Source organism: Streptomyces sp. NBC_00885 (assembly GCF_045207475.1).
Classification (GTDB): domain Bacteria; phylum Actinomycetota; class Actinomycetes; order Streptomycetales; family Streptomycetaceae; genus Streptomyces.
In genome coordinates this window covers 5,537,007-5,551,087 of the sequence record NZ_CP108796.1, presented here as the reverse complement: position 1 = coordinate 5,551,087, position 14,081 = coordinate 5,537,007, and the positions used below count along the sequence as shown (strand labels likewise).

Below are 14,081 nucleotides of genomic sequence, written 5' to 3'. Positions count from 1 at the left end.
CGAAGGCACGGAGAGCCTCAATTACCAGGCCCGGATCACCGTGGGCCGATACAACGAAGTGACATCGGGATGAGTCGAATGGCAGCAACTGATCACCATGCCGGACGTGCCACCGCACGGCTCGGCGCCCTCGCGGCCACCACCCTCCTTCTCGCGACAGGATGCACAGCCATGAGCAACGACGACAACGGCGGTCTGGACTACGAACCGCAGAAGAAGTCGGTATCCGTCGCCAAGGACCTGGTGCGCGGCCAGTCCAGCACGATCTTCGAAACGTCCGGCCTGAGGGAGGCCAACACAGGAGCCCCCGACGCCGCCCCCTGCGACGGCGTGGACAACGGCTTCCGGGTCCGCCACTTCTGGTCCATGTACGGCCCCTCCGCCGACAGCCTGAAGCAGGCGATGAACAAGCTCCACAAGGACCTGTCCGCCAAGGGATGGACGGTCGTGCGCTTCGAGCCCGCCAGGTCGGAGGCCAAGCAGCTCCAACTCGACGTCGAGCACGAGAAGGACCACCACACCGCAACGATCGAGCTGCTGCTTCCCTCGACGTACAAGAACGCCTCCAAGTGGGAGAAGGAAGCCCGTGACAGTCTGTCGGTGTCGCTGACCTCACCCTGCTATGTGGACCCGGCGTACAAGGTGGGGGACTAGTAGCGCCTTCAGCGTCGCCGTCACCTGCTCCGAGAGGCCCCCTCGGCCTTCGCGACACCGACCGGGCACGAGATCCCCGTCCCGCCGAGCCTGCTCTGCCATGTGAGCAGTCAGGCTGAAGGCGCAGGATCTACGCAGGGCGGGAACCCGGCGGCACGCTGCTGAGCGCCGGAGGCCGACGAACCGACACGTGCCGCTGGGGTCAAAACCCGCATCCACCGTATGACCCACCTTCGGATTGGCGTCAAAGCCGAATGTACTTCTGGATGTCCTCGGTGAACTCTTCGAGCGCCTGTGCGGTGAGCGTTGGCCGGGTATCGGCGATGGCGGTCATGTAGTCATCAGTGCTGGCCGATCCACCCTGACGATGCGTGACTTCGCGTTCGAATGCCGCCTGTGCCCCCTTGCGAGCAGCGAACTCGATGTCGGCCGGGGTGAACAGCTCGCTGGCCCGGACCAGTTGTGTGATGTCCACCGTATCGGCCGCGGCCCCGAGATAGCGCGCCCAGATCGCCGCGCGGGCGGTTGGGTCCGGTGGCCCTATCGGGATGACATAGTCGAAGCGGCCCGGCCGCAGGAAGGCCGCGTCGAGAGAACGTACCGAGTTGGTGGCGCAGATCAGCAGCCGGGCGTCGTGCTCTCGGAAGCCGGGGATGAGTTTGAGCAGCTCGTTGGTCACCCCATGTCCGGGGTCGACCGCCTGCCCGGATCGTACGCCGGCGATCTCTTCGACCTCGTCGATGAAGAGCAGTACCGAGTCCAGCTCCGCCAGGTCCGCGAATGCCTGCCGCAGCGCCGCGGCCAGCCCCTCGCTTGTGTCGGCCGCGAGCCGGGACGGGAAGAGCTCCACGAATGGCCAGTCGAGCCGCGAGGCCACCGCCTTGGCGAAGCTGGTCTTTCCCGTGCCGGGTGGACCGAACAGGATGACCGCTTTCGGTGGGGCCACGCCGTAGCGGTCGGCCAGCGTCGGCTCCGCCAAGGGGAGCACGATCCGCCGTTCGACGACCTGCTTCTCCTGCTCCATGCCGGCCATGGCGTCCCAGAGCCCATCGGGCAGCAACCGGCCGCCCAGTGCCGTGAGCACGTCGGTGTCGGCGGTTCTGCGTGGTTCGATTTTCTCGTAGTAGGTCAGGTCCTCCCTGGACAGGTAGCCGGAGTGCTGGAGGGCTTTGGTGCCGGTCCCGTGGGCGGGGAGAAGGGCGCTGATGCGGCGCACACCCAGTGCCTGCAAGCGGCGTTCCAGCTCGGCGAGCAGGGCACTGCCGATCCCGCGCTCGCGCCAGCGGGAGGCGAGCGCCACCAGGAGAACCCACGCTCGGGTGCCGTGCGCGTGCGCCACTGCCATGCCCACCAGCTCGTTGCCGATCACAGCGACGACTGCCGTCTGACCGTTCTGGGCCGCGGCCATCACTTCGGCAACCGGGAAAACGGGGATCTCGTCGGCCTGGCGGCTCTGCTCCCAGATCTGGATTGCCTGGTCAAGATCGTCGTCGCGATAGTCGCGCAGATGCCATGCGGGCATCGCCACCACCTCGCCCGGTGCGGGACTCCCATTGTCTCCCGCTGAAGCTCCTGACGCCGAACCGTGCAGGCCACCGCAGTCGCATCGGACGACGTCGTCGACCTCCGAAGGCTGACGACGACCGTCGTGCAGCCGGCTCTGTGTGCGCACCGTCCAGCGCCACGTTTCGGCTGTTTCAGTCCTCGACCGGCGCGATGCCAGTCGGGCACCAGGCTCCCCCAGTTCGTCTCGAACGGGGTACTTGGCTTGACGCCCGTCTCGGCGAGCCTGTGCTGTCCTGTGACCCAATGGCGCGGTCTTTTGCGCGCTGTGATTGCTCGATCAGGGACGCAGGTGGGTCAGTAGTTCGTTTACGGCAGGGTACGGACGCTCCTGGGGCAGCAGGCGGGCTGCCAAGTCGAGGTCGCCACTGCGTACGAGCGTGTGGATCTCGTGGGCGAGTGGGGTCACGTCGCGGACGGCGACCGTCCATTCGTCGGCGTAGCGTCGTGCGCCTCGCCAGAGAGGCCGAGTTGAAGGGAACGGTACGGCAGGGGCTGCAGGTGCAGGACCCTCTCGGGGTCCCACTGGATGCGAGTGGGCGCGCGCTTCAACTGATGCTGCCAGGTGGCGCGGTCGGGGTGTACCCCGCGGACTTAGCTCGACAGGCACGCGTTGCGCAGCGCCCACTCGAATCCGTCGCGGGTGATCTCAACAGCCAGGACGGTTTCCTGACCTGCCTTCGTTGCCCAGCCGCAGCGGTACATCATCGACAGAAATGACGGTTTGATCCAGGTCAAGCCGTGTTCACAGTCCTCTTTGCGGCCGACGCACCTCGCGGGATCGGCGCTGCGAAGGGCGACCATGTGGGCACCGCAGGCCGGTACAGCCTTGGAGGGCATCTCATGTGGCTCGCCCGAACGCTGTCATGCGAAAGCCACCACCTCGCCGGCCATGACCTGGGGAGGGTTGGGGAGCAGTGAAGCAAGGTTGTCCCGCACGAAGCCCGCAGCCCTCGAGATCGATTCCTCGACACCGGCCTGGTCCTGGAAGACGCTGGTCGAGATCATCACTCCGTCCCCGGTATCGATCCAGTAATAGGCCACGAAGCCGGAGACCTCGCGCATGAGCGGCACGAACCCCTCGTTCACGAGACGTGCCGCCTCGGCCGAATCGGTCACCCCCTCGTACCGCCGGACTGCTGCGTACATCGTCAAGCTCCTCACGGCGTTCTGGATTCGTCCTCTGCTGAGACGTCGTACCCCTGCGACGGCTGCCTGGCTCATGAGGCGTCCGGCAATCACCTGAAGGGCCGCCTGGGGTGATCCGAACGGCGGCCGCCGGCCCGGACACACGGCCCTGTGCACGTCTGCCACGAGACGGCATCGACGTGGAGAGAGCAGCCTCGGCGACGGCTGCCCGCAGCACGGAAGAGGCTGTGAACGCGGCTTGATGACTCAGGTCATCCGGTCCCGCTTCCAGGCCGCGGGAAAGCGTCCGTCGCGGGCGGCCGGGAGGCCGATGGCCGGAGGGTACGCCTGGAAGACGGTGACTGTGGATTCGGTGTGGAGCGCTCGGATACGGCGCTGCGGTTCTTGCATGGCAGGGTGGTCCGGCCTGGGCGGACCGGACCACCGAATTACGGGCGGGCGTCAGTGATTGCGCGGGAAGCCCAGGTCCACGCCGATGTGGCCCTCCGACGGGTCCGGCCAGCGGGTGGTGACGACCTTGCCGCGGGTGTAGAAGTGCACGCCGTCGTTGCCGTAGATGTGGTGGTCGCCGAAGAGCGAATCCTTCCAGCCGCCGAAGGAGTGGTAGCCCACGGGGACGGGGATCGGCACGTTCACGCCGACCATGCCCGCCTCGACCTCCAGCTGGAAGCGGCGCGCGGCGCCGCCGTCGCGGGTGAAGATGGCCGTGCCGTTGCCGTACGGGGAGGCGTTGATGAGGGCCAGGCCGTCCTCGTAGGTGTCCGCGCGCAGCACGCACAGCACCGGTCCGAAGATCTCGTCGCGGTACGCGTCGGAGTCGGTGGAGACCTTGTCGAGCAGCGACAGGCCGATCCAGTGGCCGTCCTCGAAGCCGTCGACCGTGTAGCCGGTGCCGTCGAGCACGACCTCCGCGCCCTGGGCCGCCGCGCCTGTGACATAGGTGGCGACCTTGTCGCGGTGGGCCTTGGTGATCAGGGGGCCCATCTCGGACACGGGGTCGTTGCCGGGGCCGATCTTGATCTTCTCGGCGCGTTCGCGGATCTTGTCCACCAGCTCGTCGGCGATGGAGCTGATCGCCACAACCGCGGAGATCGCCATGCAGCGCTCGCCCGCGGAACCGTACGCCGCCGAGACCGCCGCGTCCGCAGCCGCGTCCAGGTCCGCGTCGGGCAGGACCAGCATGTGGTTCTTCGCGCCGCCGAGCGCCTGGACGCGCTTGCCGTTGGCGGATGCGGTGGCGTGGATGTAGCGGGCGATCGGCGTGGAGCCGACGAAGGAGACCGCGGCGACGTCCGGGTGCGTGAGCAGCGCGTCGACCGCGACCTTGTCGCCGTGGACGACATTGAGCACGCCGTCGGGCAGGCCCGCCTCGGCGGCCAGCTCCGCGAGGAAGTTCGCGGGCGAGGGGTCCTTCTCGCTGGGCTTCAGTACGAAGGTGTTTCCGCAGGCGATCGCCAGCGGGAACATCCACATCGGGACCATCGCCGGGAAGTTGAACGGCGTGATGCCGGCGACGACGCCGAGCGACTGGCGGATCGCGGAGACGTCGACCCGGTTGGAGACCTGGGTGGACAGTTCGCCCTTGAGCTGGGTGGTGATGCCGCAGGCGAGCTCCACGATCTCCAGACCGCGGGCGACCTCACCGAGCGCGTCGGAGTGGACCTTGCCGTGCTCGGCGGTGATCAGCGCGGCGATGTCGTCGCGGTGCGCGTCGAGCAGTGCGCGGTAGCGGAAGAGGATGGAGGTGCGCTGGGCGAGCGAGGACGTGCCCCAGGTGGCGTACGCCTCCTTCGCGGCGCTGACGGCGGCGTCGACCTCCTCCGCCGAGGCGAGGGCGACCTGGGTGGTGACGGCGCCGGTCGCCGGGTCGGTGACCGGGCCCCAGTTGCCTGACGCGCCCTCGACGGTCTTGCCACCGATCCAGTGGTTGACGGTCTTCATTTCGTGCTCCTTCGCAGATGGCGGCGTCACAGATGGCGGCGTCGGGCTGAGACTTGCCGGTCGTACTCCTCCCGGGCCTTGACCGCCGACGGGCGGGTCGCGGTCTCGGCCACCGGAACATCCCACCACGCCTGCGCCGGTGGCGCGCCCGACACAGTGTCTGCCGTTTCGGTCTCGACGTAGACACCTGTGGGGACGTCCGCCTCACGCGCCTCGGCAAGCGCTTCGCGCAGGTCACGCACCGTCTTGGCGCGGATCACACGCAGCCCGAGGGAGGCGGCGTTGGCGGCCAGGTCGACGGGGAGCGGGGCGCCCGTGTACGTACCGTCGGCGGAGCGGTGGCGGTAGGCGGTGCCGAAACGCTCGGCGCCGACCGACTCGGAGAGGCCGCCGATCGAGGCGTATCCGTGGTTCTGCAGGATGATCACCTTGATCGGGACGTTCTCCTGGACGGCGGTGACGATCTCGGTGGGGTTCATCAGATATGTACCGTCGCCGACGAGCGCCCACACCGGTCGTCCCGGCGCGGCCATGCCGACGCCGATGGCCGCCGGGATCTCGTAGCCCATGCAGGAGTAGCCGTACTCGACGTGGTACTGGTCGGCGGAACGGGCCCGCCACAGCTTGTGCAGGTCGCCCGGGAGCGAGCCCGCCGCGTTGATCAGGATGTCGTCGCCGGTGACCAGCGCGTCGAGTGCGCCGAGCACCTGGGGCTGGGTGGGGCGGGTGTCCGGGTCCTCGGCCTCGTAGGCCGCATCGACGCGGTGCTCCCAGCGTTCCTTGTCGTCGCCGTACTCCGTCGCGTAGGCGGGCTCGACGCGGAAGCGGGTGCCGAGCGCCCCGGCCAGTTCGGCCAAGGCAGTACGGGCGTCCGCGACCAGCGAGAGCCCGGCCATCTTGTGGGCGTCGAAGGCGGTGATGTTGATGTTGAGGAAGCGGACGGCGGGGTTCTGGAAGAGGGTCGCGGAGGCGGTGGTGAAGTCGGACCAGCGGGTGCCAATGCCGATCACGAGGTCGGCGGTGCGGGCGAGCTCGTCGGCCGTGGCGGTGCCGGTGTGGCCGATTCCGCCGACGTCACAGGGGTGGTCGTGGGGCAGCGACCCCTTGCCCGCCTGGGTGGAGGCGACCGGGATGCCGGTGGCGCCGGTGAACGACCTCAGCGCTTCCTCGGCCTCGCTGTGGTGGACGCCACCGCCCGCGACGATCAGGGGGCGGCGGGCGGATGCCAGTGCGCGGCGGGCCGCTTCGAGGGCGTCCAGATCGGGCCTGGGGCGGCTCACCTTCCAGACGCGCTCGGCGAAGAAGTCCTCCGGCCAGTCGTACGCCTCGGCCTGCACGTCCTGGGGCAGGGCCAGCGTCACGGCTCCCGTGTCGGCGGGGTCGGCGAGGACGCGCATCGCCTGCAGGGCAGCCGGAATGAGCATCTCGGGACGAGTGACCCGGTCGAAATAGCGCGAGACCGGTCGCAGGGCGTCATTGACCGACACATCGCCCGCGTAGGGGAGTTCGAGCTGCTGGAGGACCGGGTCGGCGGGGCGGGTCGCGAACATGTCGCCGGGCAGCAGCAGGACGGGCAGCCGGTTGATGGTGGCGAGCGCCGCGCCGGTGACGAGGTTGGTGGCGCCGGGGCCGATGGATGTGGTCACGGCGTGGGCGGAGAGGCGCCGTGACTGGCGGGCGTAACCGACAGCGGCGTGCACCATCGCCTGTTCGTTGCGGCCCTGGATGTACGGCATGTCAGTTCCGGACTCCAGGAGCGCCTGGCCGAGTCCGGCCACATTGCCGTGACCGAAGATGCCCCAGGTGGCGTCGATCAGGCGGTGGCGGCGGCCGTCGCGCTCGCTGTACTGGCGGGCGAGGAAGGCGACGAGGGCCTGGGCGACGGTGAGTCGGCGCGTACTGCTCATCGGGCACCCTCTTCGGTTCCGGCTTCGTACAGGGGAAGGCGGGGGTCGACGGGCTGCGCCGGCCAGGTGTCGCGGATCCAGCCGTGGTCCGGGTGGTCGCAGATCAGCCACTCCCGGGTGTCGCCCGGGCCCGCCATGACATTGAGGTAGTACATGTCGCGGCCGGGCGCGGCGATGGACGGGCCGTGCCAGCCGTCGGGGATGAGAACCGCGTCGCCGGTGCGGACCTCGGCCAGCACGTCCGTACCGCCGGGCCTCGACGGGGAGACGCGGTGGTAGCCCATGCCGTCGTGGTCGATCTCGAAGTAGTAGATCTCCTCGAGCTCGGACTCGGCTCCGGGGCGGTGCTCGTCGTGCTTGTGCGGCGGGTACGAGGACCAGTTCCCGCCGGGTGTGAGCACTTCGACCGCGATCAGCTTGTCGCAGTCGAAGGTGTCGGCCGCGGCGAAATTGTTGACCTGGCGCGAGCAGTTGCCCGCGCCGCGCAGCTCGACCGGTACCTCCGGCGCGGGGCCGTAGCGAGCGGGGAGTCGTCGCTCGCACTTCGCTCCTGCCAGGGCGAAGCGGCCTCCCGCACCGGAGGCGATCTGTGCATGGGCATCTCGCGGGACATAGGCGAAGTCACTCACTCCGCCGAACACGCTTTCTCTGCCCTGCAGTTCAAAGATTTCGCCTTGTGTCTGCACCGTGCAACCGCCGGTGAGCGGCAGCACGATCCACTCACTGTCCCCGGCGACGAGGGAGTGTGAACCGCCCGGCTTCAGCTCCAGTACACGCAGGCTGGAGTACCCCCAGCCGGCCTGTTCCGGGTCGATCCGGAGGGTATAGGGCCCGTCGGCCGCGCTGCCCGCCCGCAGATACTGCTTCTGGTCGTCGTGGTCGCTCATGACTTCTCCGTACCCCCTACAGCAGTCCTACGGCCGTATCGACCGCACCGGCGACGTCTCCGTCGACCGGATAGAGCAGCGAGCGTCCCACCACGAGTCCTTGGACGGTGGGCAGTTGCAGCGCACCACGCCATTTCTCGTACGCGCCGTGCTGGTCGTCGCCGATCTCTCCCCCGAGAAGGACCGCGGGCAGGGTGGAGGTCTCCATCACCGACGCCATGTCGTCGGGGTCGTCGGTGACAGGGACCTTCAGCCAGGTGTACGCGGAAGTGCCTGCAAGCCCGGACGCGATCGCTATCGACCGGGTGACTGCCTCGGCGCTGAGATCGTTGCGGAGCTGTCCGTCGATCCGGTGACAGATGAACGGCTCGACGAAGACGGGAAGCTGACGCTCCGCCATCTCGTCGACGACTCGGGCGGTGGCGTACAGGGTGTCGAGCGAGCCCGGGTCCTCGTAGTCGATACGGAGCAGCAGCTTGCCCGCGTCGAATCCGAGGCGGTCCAGGTCCTGGGGACGGTGGCCGGTGAACCGGTCGTCGAGCTCGAAGGCGGCGCCGGCCAGGCCGCCGCGGTTCATCGAGCCCATGACTACCTTGTCGTCGAGGGCACCGAGGAGGAGCAGGTCGTCGAGGATGTCGGCGGTGGCGAGGACGCCGTCGACGCCGGGGCGGGAGAGCGCCAGACAGAGCCGTTCGAGCAGGTCGAGGCGGTTGGCCATGGCGAGTGGACGCTCACCGACGGCGAGGGCGCCGCGGGCGGGATGGTCGGCGGCGATGATCATCAGGCGGCCGCTCTCGCCGATGAGCCGGGGCCGCCTGCGCCGCCGGGATGCGGCTTCGGCCACGGCCTCTGGGTGGCGGGTGCGGATACCGACGAGCTCGGCGATGTCGACGGGGCTCACGACAGGGCTCCGGGCGGGACCGGCCCGAGCGCGGGCGCCTGGCCGGGCGATGGGACCGGCCCGGGCACGGGCCGCGACGGCGGTGGGGCCGGGGACGGCGGGACCGGGTCCCCGGAGAGGACCTGGTCGACCTCGGCGGCGTACGGCATCGCGGCGGAGCAGGCCAGGCGCGCGGCGACAATCGCTCCTGCGGCATTGGCGTACCGCATGATGCGCTCCAACTCCCAGCCGGACAGCAGCCCGTGACACAGGGCCCCGCCGAACGCGTCTCCCGCGCCGAGTCCGTTGACCACCTCGACCGGGACCGGCGGAACCTCGGCCTGTGTACCGTCCCGGTGAACGGCGAGGACCCCCTTGGGCCCCTGCTTGACCACGGCGAGCTCGACCCCGGCGGCCAGCAGCGCGCGGGCCGCGGCATACGGTTCGCGCTCGCCGGTGGCGATCTCGCACTCCTCCAGATTGCCGACGGCGACGGTGGCGTGCGCGAGCGCCTCTGTGTAGTACGGCCGCGCCTCGTCCGGGTTCTTCCAGAACATCGGCCGCCAGTCGAGGTCGAAGACGGTGGTCGCGGACCGGTCCCGGTGAGCGAGCGCGGCCAGCGTCGCCGTACGGCTCGGCTCCGCGCACAGACCGGTCCCGGTCATCCAGAACACGCGCGTCTCGCGAATGGCCGCCAGGTCCAGCTCGTGCTCGTGGATCTCGAGGTCGGGGGCCTTGGGCTGCCGGTAGAAGTAGAGGGGAAAGTCGTCCGGCGGGAAGATCTCGCAGAAGGTGACGGGGGTCGGGTACTCGGCCACCGGCGTCACCCAGCGGTCGTCGACGCCGAACTCCCCCAGTGCCTGGTGGAGATAGTCGCCGAAGGCGTCCTGACCGGTGCGGGTGATCACCGCCGTCCGCCGGCCGAGCCTGGCCGCCCCGACCGCGACATTCGCGGCCGAGCCGCCGAGGAACTTTCCGAACGTGTCGACTTGCGCCAAAGGGACCCCGGTCCGCAGCGGATAGAGGTCCACCCCGATCCGTCCCATGGTGATCACGTCGTACGGCTGAGGCATGCGCGTCCCTTCGGTTCGACGCCGGCTGCACCCAGGTCTAGTGCTCCGTCCTGAGCCCTGTCAACATTTTGTCCTTACATTCGGACGAACTCTTGACACCCTTCTCCGGCGGCCGGAAAGCTGACCGGCATGACCTCATCCGTCCCCTCCCTGAACCGCATCCGGGTCGGCTCGGCCCCCGACTCCTGGGGGGTGTGGTTCCCCGACGACCCCCAGCAGGTCCCCTGGCAGCGCTTCCTCGACGAGGTCGCCCAGGCCGGATACGAATGGATCGAGCTCGGCCCGTACGGCTATCTCCCGAGCGACCCCGCCCGCCTCGGCGAGGAGACGACCCGGCGCGGCCTGAAGGTCTCGGCCGGAACGGTCTTCACCGGCCTGCATCACGGGCCCGCCGTCTGGGACAAGACCTGGGCACATGTCGCGGACATCGCGGCCCTGACACAGGCGATGGGCGCGGAGCATCTGGTCGTCATCCCCTCCTTCTGGCGCGACGACAAGACCGGCCAGGTGCTGGAGGACAGCACCCTCACCCCCGCACAATGGCGCGATCTGACCGCTCAGACCGAGCGGTTGGGCCGCGAGGTGCGTGAGCGTTACGGGCTGAAGATCGTCGTCCACCCGCACGCGGACACGCATATCGACAGCGAGGAGAACGTCAGCCGTTTCCTCGACGCCACCGATCCCTCGCTCGTCTCGCTCTGCCTGGATACCGGGCACTACGCCTACTGCGGCGGCGACAGCGTCAAGCTGATCGAGACCTACGGCGAGCGGATCGGTTACCTCCATCTCAAGCAGGTTGATCCAAAGATCCTGGCCGAAGTGGTCGCGGACGAGGTGCCGTTCGGGCCGGCCGTCGGCCGCGGTGTGATGTGCGAGCCGCCGGCCGGGGTGCCCGCGCTGGAGCCCGTACTGGCCGCGGCTCAGGCGCTTGACGTCGAACTCTTCGCCATCGTCGAGCAGGACATGTATCCCTGCCCGCCCGACAAACCCTTCCCGATCGCCCGGCGGACACGCCGTTTCCTGCGCTCGTGCGGCGCCTGACGCGCAGGCACCACTTCTGTCACGGTTGTCGCCCGCTCATCACGCATGTCTCCATTACGCGGGTCTTCCGTCACAGGCGATCAACAGGCCCACCCCTCCCGTCACCCACAGTCGTTCAACGGGCACAGGCTCAGTGATCGCCAGCGTCCGCGCCGCAGCTCCCCCGACAGCCCCCCGGCTGCCGCTGCCGCGCACGCAGGGAGGTGCCACACATATGACGGACAGAAGACTCTGGTCGTACAAGGAGATCGCCGCGCACATCAAGGTGCAGCCGGACACGGTCCGTTCGTACCGCAAGCACGGCCTTCTCCCGCCGCCCGACCATGTGGAGACCGGCAAGCCCTACTGGTACGCGGACACGATCCGTGCGTGGGTCGCCAATCGCCCCGGGAACAGGGGCCGCCGGGAGTGAGAACCGACGGGCCCCGCCGAGGGCCCGCCGCCAGGACCTGCACCACCGGAGCCCCGCCCCCCTGATGCGGGGCTCCGGCGTGCTCGCGGCGTCAGGCCTCGACCTTGTCCCGTACCGCGTCGGGGTCCGTCTCCGGCCCCGAGTCCGCCTTCAGCTGCGACTCCGAGTCCACCTTCGGCTCCGAGGCCGGGGTCGACGCCGAGGTCGGCTGCGGAGCGGGCTGGGATATCTCGCCCTCGCTCAGTCCGAACCGCTGGTGGAAGCGGCGCAGCGGCCCGGGCGCCCACCAGGTCGAGGCGCCCATCAGTTTCATCACCGACGGGACCAGCAGGCTGCGCACCACCATGGCGTCCATCAGCACGGCCAGCGCGATTCCGAGACCGAGCATCTTGGTGTTGGTCACCCGTGAGGTGCCGATGCCCACCATCACGACAGCCAGGATCACGGCCGCCGCGGTGATCAGCCCGCCGGTGCGCTGAAGGCCGAACCTCACCGCATGCTCATGGTCGCCCGTGTGGTCGTACTCCTCCTTGATACGGGAGAGCAGGAAGACGCCGTAGTCCATGGAGAGCCCGAAGGCGATGCAGAACATCAGCACGGGCAGCGTCGTCTCGATGTCCCCGGTGGAGGTGAAAGCGAGCACTCCGGAGAGGTTGCCGTCCTGGAAGACCCAGACGACCGCACCGAACATCGCTGTCAGGCTCAGTGCGTTGAGCACGACCGCCTGGATCGGGATCAGCACACTGCCGGTGAGCAGGAAGACCAGGAGCAGGGTGGCCACGGCGATGATCCCCAGCGCCATCGGCAGCCGGTCCGCTATGGCTGCCTTGGAGTCCTCCAGCACCGCCGCCCTGCCCGTCACCGAGGTCTCGAACGGGGCCGGGACATCGCGCAGTTCGTGCACCAGCCGCTGGGCCTCCCGGCCGACCGCCTCACCCTTGGGCTGGACCGTGAAGTAGGCCGAACCGTTCGCGACGACAGGCCCGTCGACCCGCAGCACACCCGGCAGTGCGGCGATGCGAGCGCGGTAGTCGGCGTACTCGGCGGGCGTCGTGCGGGACTCTACGTCTTCGGTGTCCTCGGCGAAGACTTCGAGGCCACCGGCGGGGCTGCCGGGGAAGCCGTCCCGTATCTCCTGCTGGACCACATGCGATTCGGCGGTCGACGGCAGCTGGCGATCGTCGGGCGTACCGAACTTCACGCCCAGGAAGGGCAGTCCGAGCAGCACCAGACCCGCAACGGTGGCGAAGGCGAAGAGCGGGGCGCGGCGCATCACCAGGCCCGCCAAGCGCCCCCATCCCGCACCGGTCTCAGCCGTAGCCCCGTCCGCACCCGCAGCGCCCTTGCCTCGCCCACGCCGCAACAGGCGGCGCAGATCAAGTGCGTTGACCCGATGCCCCAGGAGCATCAGCGCGGCCGGCAGCAGGATCAGCGCGGCGCCCGCCGCCAGGAGCACCACCGCGATCCCGGCGTAGGCGAAGGACCGCAGGAAGTACTGCGGGAAGACCAGCATCGCGGCCAGCGACACCGCCACGGTCAGCGCGGAGAACAGAACCGTGCGCCCCGCCGTGCGCAGCGTGATGCCCACCGCCTCCCGCACCTCTGCCCCCGCAGCCAGCTCCTCGCGGAATCTGCGCACGATGAACAGGGCGTAGTCGATGGCGAGTCCGAGACCGAGGGCCGTGGTCAGGTTCTGTGCGAAGACCGAGACATCGGCGAACTCGGTGATGCCGCGCAGTACGGCATTGGTCCCCAGGATGGCGACGATGCCGACTCCCAGCGGGAGCAGCGCGGCGATCGCGCTGCCGAACACCATCACCAGCAGCACCAGCGTCACCGGCAGGGCGATCATCTCGGCCCGCAGCAGGTCGTCCTGGATGATCGTCGTCATCTCGTGCTGCACGGCGACAGGGCCGCCGATCGAGACGTCCACCGGGCCGTGGGCGCCGCGGAAGTCGGGCGCTATCCGCTGCAGCACCTCGGCCGCGGCCTTCTCGTCGCCCTGGATGCGGGCTGCGATCAGAGCCTGCCGACCGTCCTGGGCACGCAGCGCGGGTGAGCCCGTCTGCCAGTACGAACCGACGCCCGTGACGTCCTTCTCGGCGGCCAGCCGCTCCGCCAGGCGCCGTCCCTCGGCGGCGACCGCCGGGTCGTCCACGCTTGCCCGCCCGCTGTCCACGAGCAGCAGCACGTTCGGCTGGGAGGCGGGGAACTCCCGCTCCAGCGCCTTGGTGGCATACGTCGACTCGGCGGACGGGTCCGCCCAGCCACCGCTGCCCATGCGCTCGGCGACTGAGCTGCCGGCGAATACGGCCAGCGCGGTGAGGACGAGGGCGGCGAGCAGCGAGAGCCGGGGGCGCGCGGTGACGAAGCGGGTCCATCCCCCGAGGGGAGGCGGGCTGTTGACTTCGGACATGGTGCGGTGTCCCCTTCACCGTGGCCCATGCGCTGGCTTCCCGGCAGGCAGCATGGGTCGACCATTGCCATAGACTGGCAAACACGAGCTATCGCTCGCATTAATCAAGAATGCGAGCGACCACTCGCGTTTGTCAACCGCTTGAGGAAGCTGGGGAT

Annotated in this window: 11 protein-coding genes and 2 pseudogenes; 3 read left to right on the top strand and 10 right to left on the bottom strand. The window is 69.1% G+C overall.

The genetic code is table 11. The annotated features are described in order from the left end of the window. The first annotated feature begins 78 nt into the window (after positions 1-78). Positions 79-654, top strand: a complete 576-nt coding sequence (locus OHA61_RS25325; RefSeq protein ID WP_406304953.1) for a hypothetical protein — start codon at positions 79-81, stop codon at positions 652-654. Positions 655-898: 244 nt separating this feature from the next. Here OHA61_RS25325 and OHA61_RS25320 read toward each other — a convergent pair whose 3' ends face one another. The 9 genes and pseudogenes from OHA61_RS25320 to iolC form a co-directional block, all read right to left on the bottom strand. Next, entirely contained in the window at positions 899-2,185 is a 1,287-nt protein-coding gene (locus OHA61_RS25320; protein WP_406304952.1) for an ATP-binding protein, read from the bottom strand. A 312-nt stretch (positions 2,186-2,497) separates the two neighbouring features. Next, positions 2,498-3,021 (bottom strand): annotated as a pseudogene (locus OHA61_RS25315) (DUF4291 domain-containing protein). A 60-nt stretch (positions 3,022-3,081) separates the two neighbouring features. After that, a complete protein-coding gene (locus tag OHA61_RS25310; protein WP_406304951.1) occupies positions 3,082-3,366 on the bottom strand; it encodes a hypothetical protein in 285 nt (94 codons plus the stop codon). Positions 3,367-3,615: 249 nt separating this feature from the next. After that, positions 3,616-3,756, bottom strand: a pseudogene (locus OHA61_RS25305) (DUF4291 family protein); the annotation flags it as partial. A 51-nt stretch (positions 3,757-3,807) separates the two neighbouring features. Then, positions 3,808-5,307, bottom strand: a complete 1,500-nt coding sequence (locus OHA61_RS25300; RefSeq protein ID WP_406304950.1) for a CoA-acylating methylmalonate-semialdehyde dehydrogenase — start codon at positions 5,305-5,307, stop codon at positions 3,808-3,810. A 26-nt stretch (positions 5,308-5,333) separates the two neighbouring features. Then, the gene (iolD, locus tag OHA61_RS25295; RefSeq protein ID WP_406304949.1) at positions 5,334-7,214 is read right to left on the bottom strand and encodes a 3D-(3,5/4)-trihydroxycyclohexane-1,2-dione acylhydrolase (decyclizing); all 1,881 of its coding nucleotides are present in this window, start codon (positions 7,212-7,214) and stop codon (positions 5,334-5,336) included. Then, on the bottom strand, positions 7,211-8,101 hold the full coding sequence (iolB, locus tag OHA61_RS25290; RefSeq protein WP_406304948.1) for a 5-deoxy-glucuronate isomerase: 891 nt from the start codon (positions 8,099-8,101) through the stop codon (positions 7,211-7,213). The genes iolD and iolB overlap by 4 nt, the downstream gene beginning before the upstream one ends. 16 nt (positions 8,102-8,117) lie before the next feature. Beyond that, positions 8,118-9,002: a deoxyribose-phosphate aldolase gene (locus tag OHA61_RS25285; RefSeq protein ID WP_406304947.1), complete on the bottom strand. Its 885-nt coding sequence runs from the start codon at positions 9,000-9,002 to the stop codon at positions 8,118-8,120. After that, positions 8,999-10,054, bottom strand: coding sequence for a 5-dehydro-2-deoxygluconokinase (gene iolC, locus OHA61_RS25280; protein ID WP_406304946.1), 1,056 nt, complete (start codon positions 10,052-10,054; stop codon positions 8,999-9,001). The genes OHA61_RS25285 and iolC overlap by 4 nt, the downstream gene beginning before the upstream one ends. 129 nt (positions 10,055-10,183) lie before the next feature. Between iolC and OHA61_RS25275 the strand changes: the two genes are divergently transcribed. Continuing rightward, a complete protein-coding gene (locus tag OHA61_RS25275) occupies positions 10,184-11,095 on the top strand; it encodes a sugar phosphate isomerase/epimerase family protein (RefSeq protein WP_406304945.1) in 912 nt (303 codons plus the stop codon). Positions 11,096-11,309: 214 nt separating this feature from the next. Further along, positions 11,310-11,507 carry an AlpA family transcriptional regulator gene (locus tag OHA61_RS25270; protein WP_266476241.1) on the top strand — a complete coding sequence of 66 codons (198 nt, stop codon included), beginning with the start codon at positions 11,310-11,312 and terminating at the stop codon, positions 11,505-11,507. A gap of 91 nt (positions 11,508-11,598) precedes the next feature. Here the strand turns inward: OHA61_RS25270 and OHA61_RS25265 are convergent, their stop codons facing one another. Then, the gene (locus OHA61_RS25265; protein WP_406304944.1) at positions 11,599-13,923 is read right to left on the bottom strand and encodes an MMPL family transporter; all 2,325 of its coding nucleotides are present in this window, start codon (positions 13,921-13,923) and stop codon (positions 11,599-11,601) included. Positions 13,924-14,081: the final 158 nt, after the last annotated feature.

What these genes read in the sequence shown, in the direction of transcription:
- OHA61_RS25270 (WP_266476241.1), top strand. Translation starts at nt 11,310, where the DNA reads ATGACGGACAGAAGACTCTGGTCGTACAAGGAGATCGCCGCGCACATC.
- OHA61_RS25300 (WP_406304950.1), bottom strand. Translation starts at nt 5,307, where the DNA reads ATGAAGACCGTCAACCACTGGATCGGTGGCAAGACCGTCGAGGGCGCG.
- iolD (WP_406304949.1), bottom strand. Translation starts at nt 7,214, where the DNA reads ATGAGCAGTACGCGCCGACTCACCGTCGCCCAGGCCCTCGTCGCCTTC.
- OHA61_RS25310 (WP_406304951.1), bottom strand. Translation starts at nt 3,366, where the DNA reads ATGTACGCAGCAGTCCGGCGGTACGAGGGGGTGACCGATTCGGCCGAG.
- OHA61_RS25325 (WP_406304953.1), top strand. Translation starts at nt 79, where the DNA reads ATGGCAGCAACTGATCACCATGCCGGACGTGCCACCGCACGGCTCGGC.
- iolC (WP_406304946.1), bottom strand. Translation starts at nt 10,054, where the DNA reads ATGCCTCAGCCGTACGACGTGATCACCATGGGACGGATCGGGGTGGAC.
- OHA61_RS25275 (WP_406304945.1), top strand. Translation starts at nt 10,184, where the DNA reads ATGACCTCATCCGTCCCCTCCCTGAACCGCATCCGGGTCGGCTCGGCC.
- iolB (WP_406304948.1), bottom strand. Translation starts at nt 8,101, where the DNA reads ATGAGCGACCACGACGACCAGAAGCAGTATCTGCGGGCGGGCAGCGCG.
- OHA61_RS25265 (WP_406304944.1), bottom strand. Translation starts at nt 13,923, where the DNA reads ATGTCCGAAGTCAACAGCCCGCCTCCCCTCGGGGGATGGACCCGCTTC.